Annotated in this window: 7 protein-coding genes; 2 read left to right on the top strand and 5 right to left on the bottom strand. The window is 67.6% G+C overall.

Translation table 11 applies throughout. The features are described 5' to 3' along the window. Positions 1–501: 501 nt before the first annotated feature. From PHQ87_RS03290 to PHQ87_RS03305, 4 genes are all read right to left on the bottom strand, one after another. A complete protein-coding gene (locus PHQ87_RS03290) occupies positions 502–1,458 on the bottom strand; it encodes an MBL fold metallo-hydrolase (protein WP_300231241.1) in 957 nt (318 codons plus the stop codon). A gap of 462 nt (positions 1,459–1,920) precedes the next feature. After that, positions 1,921–2,928, bottom strand: a complete 1,008-nt coding sequence (locus PHQ87_RS03295) for a cytochrome-c peroxidase (protein ID WP_300231194.1) — start codon at positions 2,926–2,928, stop codon at positions 1,921–1,923. Positions 2,929–3,141: 213 nt separating this feature from the next. Next, positions 3,142–3,615 carry a hypothetical protein gene (locus PHQ87_RS03300; protein WP_300231196.1) on the bottom strand — a complete coding sequence of 158 codons (474 nt, stop codon included), beginning with the start codon at positions 3,613–3,615 and terminating at the stop codon, positions 3,142–3,144. After that, entirely contained in the window at positions 3,612–5,666 is a 2,055-nt protein-coding gene (locus PHQ87_RS03305) for a UvrD-helicase domain-containing protein (protein WP_300231198.1), read from the bottom strand. Before PHQ87_RS03305 ends, PHQ87_RS03300 begins: the two co-directional genes overlap by 4 nt. A gap of 58 nt (positions 5,667–5,724) precedes the next feature. On the opposite strand from PHQ87_RS03305, the gene PHQ87_RS03310 reads away from it, so the two are divergent. Then, entirely contained in the window at positions 5,725–6,687 is a 963-nt protein-coding gene (locus PHQ87_RS03310; RefSeq protein WP_300231201.1) for an AEC family transporter, read from the top strand. Positions 6,688–6,937: 250 nt separating this feature from the next. Next, the gene (gene katG, locus PHQ87_RS03315) at positions 6,938–9,085 is read left to right on the top strand and encodes a catalase/peroxidase HPI (RefSeq protein ID WP_300231204.1); all 2,148 of its coding nucleotides are present in this window, start codon (positions 6,938–6,940) and stop codon (positions 9,083–9,085) included. A 214-nt stretch (positions 9,086–9,299) separates the two neighbouring features. On the opposite strand, the gene priA is transcribed toward katG, so the two are convergent. Then, positions 9,300–11,364: primosomal protein N' (gene priA, locus PHQ87_RS03320; protein ID WP_300231207.1), on the bottom strand; the 2,065-nt coding region annotated here is incomplete at its 5' end.

Raw genomic sequence — 11,364 nt, forward strand, 5'->3', positions numbered from 1 at the left:
GCCTTCAGCGTGGAACGGTGTCCGCCATCATGGTGGAACACTGTCCGCCATCAGCGTGGAATCGTGTCCGCCATCGCGTGGAATACGCAGTCAGCCCCGAATCGTCATAATCTGGGCGTCCTGCCTGGGGGAATTTGGGGTGGCCACGGGTGGGGGAATTTGACCTGGCCATCAGGGACCTCATAGCGCAGGTTGTCTCGCGCGCGCATGAGCCAGTGGCGCTCGGCATGCAAGACGTGCGAGAGAGGGCCTCGGGTGGATTTCAGCATCGAACCAAGGACAAGTTTGTATCTTTTCTACGTCGTACCCTGGCCCGTACCCCAGACTTTTTTGTAACGGCCAAGGTCCGCATGAATACTGGTTTTGCGCGGATTTTGCGATTCCGCCCCAGCCACCAGATAACGCAAGCCCTTGATTCCTGATGGACTCAAGGGCTTCGTCGTTTCCGGGGGCGGCGCCGGCCGGGTGCCCCGCGATGGCCGGGGGCAGGCCTGGTCGGCACTACCGGGACGGCGCCTGGCGACCCAGGGCTTCCTCTTCCATCAGCAGGTAGGTGTTGTAGGCGTTCATGCGATTGGCCGGGCCGAACATGGGCATGTGCTCGAAGGCCGACCAGTCGGTCGCCGTGTAGGCCTCCTCGAAGGGCACGAAGTCGTCAACCGCCTTGCCCATGCTCTCGCGCAGGTGGTGCAGGTAGTCGCGCGTCATGCCGATGTCGCGGGCCGGATCGCGCGAGGCTGGCCCGTGCCCGGGCACGACCACGGCGGTGTCGCGCGCGAGCACCTGGTCCAGCGACCGGATCCACTGGCTGCTGTCGGCCTTGCCGACGAAGGGCAGGCGGCCGTTGAAGAACAGGTCGCCGGCGAACAGCAGCCGCTCGGACGGAACGAACACCGTGAGGTCCTCGGGTGTGTGCGATGGGCCGACGTGATCGATCTCGAACGTGATGCCGCCGCGCTGCAACCGCACCGGGCCGTCCACCCACTCGTCGGCGGGCACCAGCCGGGTCCCGGCGTCGATCCAGGGGGCCAGGTCGGTGCGCGAAGCCTCCAGGCGCAGATGGGCGGTCTCGGATTGCAGGTACTCGCGTGCACCCCGGTGGGCCACGATGCGCGCGCCCCTCCGCTGGAACACCTGCAGGCCGTAGATGTGGTCGGCGTGGTAGTGCGTCACGATGACGTCGGTCACCGGCTGGTCGGTGACCCGGGCAATGGCCGCGAGCAGGCGCTCGGCCAGGCGGGGCGAGCCGAGCGCGTCGATCACGACCACCCCGGCCGGTGTGACCACGAAGCCGGCGTTGCTGATGAAGTTCTGGTTCTGGGGCGAGCCCAGTTGGGTCAAACCTTCAACGAAATAGCCGTGGGGGCTGACCTGCTGCAGGTTCAGCGGTGGTTGTGCGTCGTCGGCAGCGTGCGAGATGGCGGCGGCGCCCGTCAGTGTCAGCGCGGCCAGCACCATTGCGGCGGCGCGTTGCCAGTGCAGCCTCCACAGAGCGGTGGAAAAGGCGAGGGTGGGTGCCCGGTGTCGGGTCAGCCATGGGCTCATCAAGGTCTCCTGGATATGCCGGGATGTTGTGACCCCACTTGTATCATCAATCGTTTATATGTAGAAGGCGGCGAGGGCAGCGCACGGGTCAAATCATTCTTTTTAATTGAGAATGATTTGTGTTTGCAGATATAATGCAGCCATGGCCGTGACGGTGCCGGATGCTGATGCCGAACCCGCGCGCCGTTTCTCATCGTGGGGCGACCCGGCGTGTGGTGCACATCCGGGTCGTTTTTGCTAGCCAGCCGCTCTTGGGCAAGCCATGCTTTTTTTCGCCCCACGGCACGACGTCGCCACGCCGTCAGCGGGATATGTTCCCCGGCCGGAGGGCCAGTGGCGGTGGCGGCTCTCTGTCCGGATCCGGGCGTCGCGCGCTCAGTCAAAGGGGCGTGGCTTGGGTGTCTTGTCGCTCGATGGCGGCAGGATGGGCAGCGTGAACTGCGGTTGCTGGCCGGTCAGGGTCTTGAGAAAGGCCACGATCCTGGCGTTCTCGTCGGTGCTGAACTCGCGGCCCAGTTGCAGACGGCCCATCACGTCGACGGCCTGCGTCAGCGTCTCGGCCTCGCCATCGTGGAAGTAGGGGTAGGTCAGTTCCACGTTGCGCAGCGTCGGGACCTTGAAGTTGAAACGGTCGATGTCCTTGCCGGTCACGTCCATGCGGCCCTGTGCCGTGTTGGCCGTCTTGTACGGCTGCACCAGCCCCATTTTCTGGAACGAGTTGCCGCCGAAGTTGGGGCCGTTGTGGCAGGCCACGCAGCCGCTTTCCTTGAAGAGCTGGTAGCCGGTGAGCTCGTCCCTGGTCAGGGCCGTCTTGTCGCCGTCGAGCCACTGGTCGAAGCGCGAGTTGGGCGTAACCAGGGTCTCCTCGAACGCGGCGATGGCGGTGGTGACTTCGTCGATGCTCAACTGGTCGGTATTGAAGACCTGCTTGAACTCCTCGACATAGCCGGGGATGGAGCGCAGGGTTTCGACCGCCAGCTCGTGGGTGAAGGCCATTTCGCCCGGGTTGGCGATCGGGCCACCTGCCTGTTCCTTCAGGTCCTTGGCGCGGCCATCCCAGAACTGGGCCAGGTTCATGCGCGAGTTGAGGACCGTGGGCGAGTTGATGGGGCCGCGCTGCCAGTTGTGGCCGATCGAGGTCTTGAGGTTGTCGGAGCCACCCATGCTGAGGTTGTGGCAACTGTTGCACGAAATGAAGCCGGACTTGGAGAGCCGGGGATCGAAGAACAGTTTCTTCCCGAGTTCGACCGCGGCCGGATTGACGGCTTTCGGGGCGGGAACGGGGGAAACCGGTTCGTCGGATTGCGCGACAGCAGCCATGCTGCTGCCGAGTACGGCAGCGGCAGCAATGGCACGCAGGGTCCAGGCGATCTTGGGCGTCATGGGGTTCTCACTTTCTGGGCTGAGTTCTCGTATGCACCGGGTGTCCTCGGCAGCATTTGCTGGCGCAAACGCCGAACCCGGTGCCCCCATCCTCCAAGGGTTAACCCGCTATCGTGTTGACCTGAGTCAACGGGGTGAGCGTGGTTTGATAGGGCGTGGCTATGAGCGAGATAGCGGTTTTGCTATCGCAGCCGGGCCCGGTGGGGCGAGGCGTCAGCCACGCGGTGCGCGTCGCAGCAGGAAATTGAGCCGCGGGCCGTCGGCCGGTCCGGCCGGGTGCCGGAGGCCGCGAATTTCATGGCCGCAGGCGGCCGGGGGCAGTGAGCCGATCCACGCGGCGTCGATGCGGACGCCATCGGCGGACTCGTCGAGTGCGAACTCGCCGTCGTCCACGTCGCCGGAAACCAGGGCCTGCAGGTCGTTGCCCGGGCCGCTGCGCTTGAGGTGGCCGCGCACGCCATCGGTGTATTCGGGGTGGGGTTCGAACAGGACCGCGCCGGTGGACACGGGGCGCGACCCGTCACCGTCCTCGGGCCAGAGGGTCAGCTGCCAAAGGCCGTGGAGCTGTGCCGGTTCGACATCGCCCTGCAGCCAGCAGGAGCCGGCACCGGTGGTCTGGCTGTGGGCAGGGGCGCCTGACCACAGCCCCAGTGCCAGCGCCAGCGAGCAGGAAAGCAGGGACTTCATGGCGTTTCCACCCGGGTGGCAGCGCGCTGCGCGAACTCGGCTCGCAGGGCGCGCAGTTTTTCGCGCGGGTCTTCCCGGGTGGTGGCCTGGTCGAGCGCCATTTCGCCGATGAAGCGGCTTTTCTGGCCCGGCACGCTCTCGCGACCCTTCTTGCGGCGTTTGAGCCAGCTCACGGCCAGGGTGCGTTGCGCGCGCGTGATGCCGACGTACATCAGGCGGCGTTCTTCTTGCACGCGCTGGGCCAGGGCTTCGGCCGACAGGTCGCTGTCGGCGTCGTCGGTCTTGAACGGCAGCAGCCCCTCGTTGACGCCAGCCAGGATCACGTGCGGCCATTCCAGGCCCTTGGAGGCGTGCAATGTGGAGAGTGTGACCACGTTCTGGTCCTGCTCGCGCTCGCTCAGGGTCGAGATCAGCGCGATGGTCTGCACGACCTCGAGCACGGACTTGCGTTCGGTGGCCCCCTCGGCGCCGGTCTGGTCGGGCACCTGGCCGCCGCAGCGCCCGGCCACCCAGTCGCAGAAGTCGATCACGTTGCCCCAGCGGGCCGCCGCGACCTTCTCGTTGTCCTCGTTGTCGTACAGGTGCTGCTCGTAGCCGATCTCCTTGAGCCAGTCATCAAGGAAGGTCCGCGCCGCCTCGGCGCCCACCGTGTGGCGGGCCCGGTATTCGAGATCGTTGATGAGGCGGCCGAACTCGTGCAGCGTGGTGATGGCGCGGCCGCTGACCGCGCTGGGCAGCGAGTGCGAGAACAGGGCTTCGAACAGGCTGAGCTTGTACTGTGTGGCGAAGGTGCCCAGTTGCTGCAGTGTGGTGTGGCCGATGCCGCGCTTGGGCGTGGTGGCTGCGCGCACGAAGGCCGGGTCGTCGTTGTTGTTGACCAGCAGGCGCATCCAGGCGCACAGGTCGCGGATCTCGGCCTTGTCGAAGAAGCTCTGCCCACCCGATACTTTGTAGGGGATCTGCGCGCGCCGCAGCGCCTGCTCGAAGGCGCGGGCCATGTGGTTGGCGCGGTACAGGATGGCGAAGTCCCGCCACTCCTTGTGCGGGCTGTTGGCGCGCAGGCTCTGGATGCGCGCGACGGCGCGCTCGGCCTCGTGCTCTTCGTTGTCGGCATCCACCACGCGCACCGGCTCGCCTTCACCCAGCTCGCTCCACAGGGTCTTGGGAAACAGCTTGGGGTTGGGGCCGATCACGTTGTTGGCGGCGCGCAGGATGGCGCTGGTGGAGCGGTAGTTCTGCTCCAGCTTGATGACCCTGAGCTGCGGGAAATCGACAGGCAGGCGCTTGAGGTTGTCCAGCGTGGCACCGCGCCAGCCATAGATGCTCTGGTCGTCGTCGCCCACGGCGGTGAAGCGCGCGCGCTCGCCCACCAGCAGCTTGAGCAACTCGTACTGCGTGGCGTTGGTGTCCTGGTACTCGTCCACCAGCACGTGGCCGAGCTTCTGTTGCCACTTCTCGCGCACCTCGGGGTGTTCGCCCAGCAGCTTCAGCGGCAGGCGGATCAGGTCGTCGAAGTCGACACTCTGGTAGGCCGTCAGGCGCTCCTCGTAGCGCGCCATGATGGCCGCGATCTGGCGTTCGCTTTCGTCCCTGGCCTGCCGGAGGGCGTCGGCCGCGCTCATGCCGGCGCCTTTCCAGGCGCTGATGGTCCATTGCCAGGCACGCGCCGTGTTGGCATCGGTGGTGCCGCCGCAGTCCTTGAGCAGGCTGGTGATGTCGTCGGTGTCGAGAATGGAGAACTGGGGCTTGAGGCCCAGCACCTGTCCGTCCTCGCGCAGCAGGCGCACACCCAGCGCGTGGAAGGTACAGATCAGCACCTTCCTCGCGTCGCGGCCGACGAGGTGGCCGGCGCGCTCGCGCATTTCGGCGGCGGCCTTGTTGGTGAAGGTGATGGCGGCGATGCGCTCGGCCGCCAGTCCGGCCTGGATCAGCCGGGCGATCTTGTGGGTGATCACCCGTGTCTTGCCCGAGCCCGCGCCGGCCAGCACCAGGCAGGGGCCGGCCAGGTGATTCACGGCATCGAGTTGGGCAAGGTTCAGACCAGCGGACATGGGCAGGGCAAGACGAAGCCGGCAATGATACCGGCCCGGTCCTGAGACAATGGCCGCCGTGCTGAACATCCTGCTCGTCACCCTCCCCTTTTTCGCGCTCGTGCTCGCCGGTTTCGTGGCTGCGCGCTGGCGCCTGCTGCCGCTGGAGGCGATTCCGGGGCTCAACAGCTTCGTGCTGTTCTTCGCGCTGCCGGCGATGCTCTACCGCTTCGGCTCCACTACGCCGATCGCGCAACTGCTCGACGCCTGGGTGGGCGGCATCTACCTGGCCTGCGCACTGGTGATGGTGGCGGTGACGATCGCGCTCACGCGCAACGAGCGCATCCGCTGGAACGATGCTTCGTTCGGTGCGCTGGTGGCGGCCTTCCCCAACTCCGGCTTCATGGGGGTGCCGCTGCTGGTGGCCCTGCTGGGACCGTCGGCCGCGGGCCCGGTGATCCTGCTGATGCTGGTGGACATGGTGGTCACCAGTTCGCTGTGCGTGGCGCTGTCTCGGCTCGACGAGGGTGAGGGGCATGGCGGGCGCGCCATGGCCGTGGCCGCGCGCAAGGCCTTGCGTGGCGTGGTCACCAACCCCATGCCCTGGGCCATCGGGCTGGGCGCACTGGCCTCGGCGGCGCATTTCGGTCTGCCCGCTCCGGTGGAAAAGACGGTCTGGCTGCTGGCCGACGCCGCCTCGCCGGTGGCACTGTTCACCATCGGTGCGGTGCTGGCGCGCTCGCAGATCCAGGCCAACTACCCGATGCCGGTGTCGGACTATCTGCCGGTGGCGTTGCTGAAGTTGCTGCTGCACCCGCTGCTGGTGTTCGGCGCGGGCTCGTTGGCCATCGCCCTGGGGGCGCCGCTGAGCCGCTTTGCCCTGGTCGTGATGACGCTGACGGCAGCGCTGCCCAGTGCCAGCAATGTGTCGCTGCTGGCCGAGCGCATGGGGGCGGACAACGGCCGCATCGCCCGCATCATCCTCGTGACCACGACAGCGGCCTTCCTGACGTTCTCGGCCGCCGTCGCCTGGCTGGCCTGAGCGGCACGCCGCCTGACGGATGCTGCGGCGCCGCATAGACATATGCTATTGAATACATGAAATCAATTTCATGGACATGCGGGTAGGGGCAACCTAAAGTAGTGGCTCGACAACACGGAGCGCTGTCATGAGCACTTACCAAAGCGAGACCGGCAACCCGCCCACCTGGCTGGACATGCTCGCTGCCCTGGCAGCCACGTATTGACCGATGGTTTTCAGGCACCCGCCACCTTTCCAACAGGAGATCCCGATGAGCAACACAGCGAGCGCGGCCAAGTGTCCCTTCCACCCCGCCGGCAGCGGTACGACCAACCAGGACTGGTGGCCGGACCAGCTGCGCGTGGACCTGCTGAACCAGCATTCCAACCGGTCCAATCCCCTGGGCGAATCGTTCGACTATGCCGACGAGTTCAGGAAGCTGGACTACGCCGCACTCAAGGCCGACCTCAAGCGGGTGCTCACCGATTCGCAGGACTGGTGGCCGGCCGACTGGGGCAACTATGCGGGACTGTTCATCCGCATGGCCTGGCACGGCGCGGGCACCTACCGCATGGTGGACGGCCGTGGTGGTGCCGGCCGCGGGCAACAGCGCTTCGCGCCGCTCAACAGCTGGCCGGACAATGTGAGCCTGGACAAGGCGCGCCGCCTGCTGTGGCCCATCAAGCAAAAGTATGGCCAGAAGATTTCCTGGGCCGACCTGATGATCCTGGCCGGCAACGTGGCACTGGAAGCCTCGGGCTTCCGCACCTTCGGCTTCGGCGCCGGCCGCGAGGACGTGTGGGAACCCGACCAGGACGTGAACTGGGGCACGGAAAAAGAGTGGGTGGCCCAGCACCGGGACCCGGAGATGCTGGCCAAGAACCCGTTGGCCGCCACCGAGATGGGCCTGATCTACGTGAACCCCGAAGGCCCGAACGCCAGCGGCGATCCACGCTCGGCCGCCGCAGCGATCCGCGCCACCTTCGGCAACATGGCGATGGACGACGAGGAGATCGTGGCCCTGATCGCCGGTGGCCACACGCTGGGCAAGACGCACGGCGCCGGCCCGGCGACCCATGTCGGACCGGCGCCGGAGGCCGCCGAGCTGGAACTGCAGGGCCTGGGCTGGGCCAGCAGCTACGGCAGCGGCAAGGGCACCGATGCCATCACCTCCGGGCTGGAAGTGGTGTGGACGCAGACGCCCACGCAGTGGAGCAATCACTTCTTCGAGAATCTGTTCAAGTACGAATGGGTGCAGGAGCGCTCGCCCGCCGGCGCGATCCAGTTCGTGGCCAAGGATGCGCCGGAGATCATCCCCGACCCGTTCGACCCGGCCAGGAAGCGCAAGCCGACCATGTTGGTGACCGACCTGACCTTGCGCTTCGACCCCGAGTTCGAGAAAATCTCGCGCCGTTTCCTCAACGATCCGCAGTCCTTCTCCGAAGCCTTCGCGCGCGCCTGGTTCAAGCTGACCCACCGCGACATGGGGCCGAAGGCCCGCTACATGGGGCCGGAGGTGCCGAAGGAAGACCTGATCTGGCAGGATCCGCTGCCGGCGCCGGCGCACAACCCGGGTGCGGCCGACGTCGCCGACGCGAAGGCGAAGATCGCGGCGCTGAACCTGCCGGTCGGTGACCTGGTCACCCTGGCCTGGGCCTCGGCCTCGACCTTCCGCGGTGGCGACAAGCGCGGCGGTGCCAACGGTGCGCGCATCCGCCTGGATCCGCAGCGTGGCTGGCAGGTCAACCAGCGTGCGGTCCAGGCGCTGGAAAAACTCGAAGCGCTGCAGCCGGACACCAGGCTGTCGCTGGCCGATCTGATCGTGCTGGCCGGTGGTGTGGCGATCGAGCAGGCCGCCCAGGCGGCGGGTGTCACTATCGCGGTGCCGTTCGCGGCAGGCCGTGTCGATGCGCGCCAGGACCAGACCGACGTCGCGTCCTTCGCCTACCTGGAGCCGTTCGCCGACGGTTTCCGCAATTACCTGAAGGCCACGCCGGCGCAGTCGGCCGAGACCTTGCTGATCGACAAGGCGCAACTGCTGACACTGACGGCGCCGGAGATGACCGCCCTCGTCGGTGGCATGCGTGCCCTGGACGCCAGCTGGGATGGCAGCCGCCACGGCGTGTTCACCGAGCGCCCGGGCGTGCTGACGACCGACTACTTCGTCAACCTGCTGGACATGGCCTACGAGTGGCAGCCCACCTCGCCGGAGCGCCAGCTGTTCGAGGTGCGCGAGCGCAAGAGTGGTGCGGTCAAGTGGACGGCTACCCGCGTGGATCTGGTGTTCGGCTCCAATTCGGTGCTGCGCGCCTTGTCCGAGGTCTATGGTGCGGCCGATGGCGCGACGAAGTTCGTCAAGGACTTCGTGGCTGCCTGGACCAAGGTGATGAACCTGGACCGCTTCGACCTGAAGAAGTGATCCCCTGCCAGCCGTCGGGGGCGCGCGTCGCCGATGCGCTCCTGATGCCAGCCCCCGCGGCCATGGGCCCCGGGGGCTTGTTCGTGTCGCCAGCGGGCAATCGTGAATCGGCCACCGCAGGGGTGGCCGGTGTGCGGCCCCTTGTGGCGGGGCGCCTCGCACACCGCCATCGTGCCGCGGGCCCGTGACAGGTCGATGACAGCTCTGCCGGGTTTCAGACCGACAACGGATCCACGTCCACGAGGAAGCGGATCAGGCCGCGTGACGCGGGATGCTGGCGACCGTCGAGCAACCGGGGCTGCCAGGCGCCGAGAAAGCGCTGCAGCACACCGCGCGAGGCGGCCTCGACCAGCATCTGTGCGCGCTCCACATTGGCCACGCGCTGAATGGTCAGTGGCACCGGCGGATACAGCGTCACTTCGGCGCGGCCGGGCAGATCTTCGGCCAGGTCGGCCGCCATCTGCAAAAAGGCCTGGGCCGTCTGCTGCGTGCGGGCATCGGCGCGCAGCAGGGCCTGGTGGCCGAAGGGCGGCATGGCCGCGGCCTCACGCTCGGCCAGTTGCTGGGCGGCGAAGGTGGGGTAGTCGTAGCGCTTGAGCGCGTGGAACAGCGGATGGCCCGGATGCCAGGTCTGGATCCACATCTCGCTTTGCCGGCTTTGCCCGGCATCGCGCCCGGCCCGCCCGGCCGCCTGCATCAGCAGGGCGAACAGGCGTTCGGGGGCGCGGTGGTCGCTGGCGAACAGGCCGGCATCGACGTTCAGCCCGGCCACCAGCGTGATGCGGCGGAAATCGTGTCCCTTGGCGATCATCTGGGTGCCCACCAGCACATCCACCTCGCCGCTGTGCAGCGCATCGAGTTGCGCCTCCAGGCTGCCCTTGTGGCGGGTGGTGTCGGCGTCCATGCGGGCCACCCGGGCCGGCGCGCCGTCGGGCCGCCGCACGTGCGAGAGCAGGCCGGCGAGCTGTTCCTCGACCTGTTCGGTGCCGCGGCCGATGGGCGCGATGTCCAGGTTGCCGCAATCGGGGCAGGCGCGGGGTACGCGCTGTGTGAAGCCGCAGTGGTGGCAGCGCAGCGTGCGGTCGATCTTGTGAAAGACCCGGAAGGCGCTGCAGTGGGGGCACTGGCTTTTCCAGGCGCAGGCGTCGCAGGCCAGCACCGGGGCGTAGCCGCGCCGGTTGAGCAGTACCAGGCACTGTTCGCCACGCGCCACGCGCTCCTCCATCGCCGCCAGCAGCGGCGGCGAGAGCGTGGCGCCCTTGGGCTGGTGGTTCATGTCCACCACGCGCAGGCGGGGCAGGCTGCCGCCGCCGATGCGCCCCGGCATTTCCAGCCGCGCATAGCGCCCCTGTTCGCTCGCGTGCCAGCTCTCCAGCGAGGGCGTGGCCGAGCCCAGGATGACCTGGCAGCGCTGGCCGCTGTGCTCCGTCTCGACCTTGGCGCGGTAGACCGCGAGGTCGCGCGCCGAGTAGCGCGCGCCTTCCTGGCTCTTGTAGCTCGGGTCGTGCTCCTCGTCCACGACGATGAGCCGCAGGCCCGGCAGGCTGGCGAAGATGGCCATGCGCGTCCCCAGCACGATGCGGGCCTGTCCCGCATGGGCCGCCAGCCAGGACGACAGGCGCTGCGCCGGCGTCATGCCGCTGTGCAGGCTGACCACCGCGGCCGTTCCATGGCGGGGCTCGAAGCGGGCGCGAAAACGCGCCTCCAGTTGCGGTGTCAGGTTGATCTCGGGCACCAGCACCAGCACCTGGGTGGTCGGCCCCTCGTCCAGCACGCGTTCGGTCGCGCGCAGATAGACCTCGGTCTTGCCGCTGCCGGTGGCGCCGTACAGGAGCACCGGTTTGTCAATGGTGGGCAGGGCGTCGAGCACGGCCTGCTGCTCGTCGCTCGGCTCGGGCCGGGTGTCGGCCTGGACGACCGGATCGTCGCCGGTCGTGTCGGCGGGCTTGTTGCCTTTTTTGTCGAGCCGCTTGAGCCGCCGCCCCAACTGGATGCTGTCCAGATCCCGCAAGGCCGGCGGCAGCACGGACAGCGCCATCTCGCCCAGCCCACGCTGGTAGTAGCGCGCCGCGAACGACACCAGCTGCCGCCAGCCGGCCGACAGCGGTGGCAGGCCATCCAGGGCGGCGCTGATGGGCCGGATCTGTGCGGCATCCCACCCGGCGGGGGGCTGTCCGGCCTGCTCCCAGACCACCCCCAGCACCTCGCGCGAACCCAGCGGTACCCGGACCAGACGGCCCGGTGCAAGTGGCTGCTCACACCGATAGCTCAGGGGACCT

It is taken from the genome of Hydrogenophaga sp. (assembly GCF_028698005.1).
Lineage (GTDB): Bacteria > Pseudomonadota > Gammaproteobacteria > Burkholderiales > Burkholderiaceae_C > Hydrogenophaga.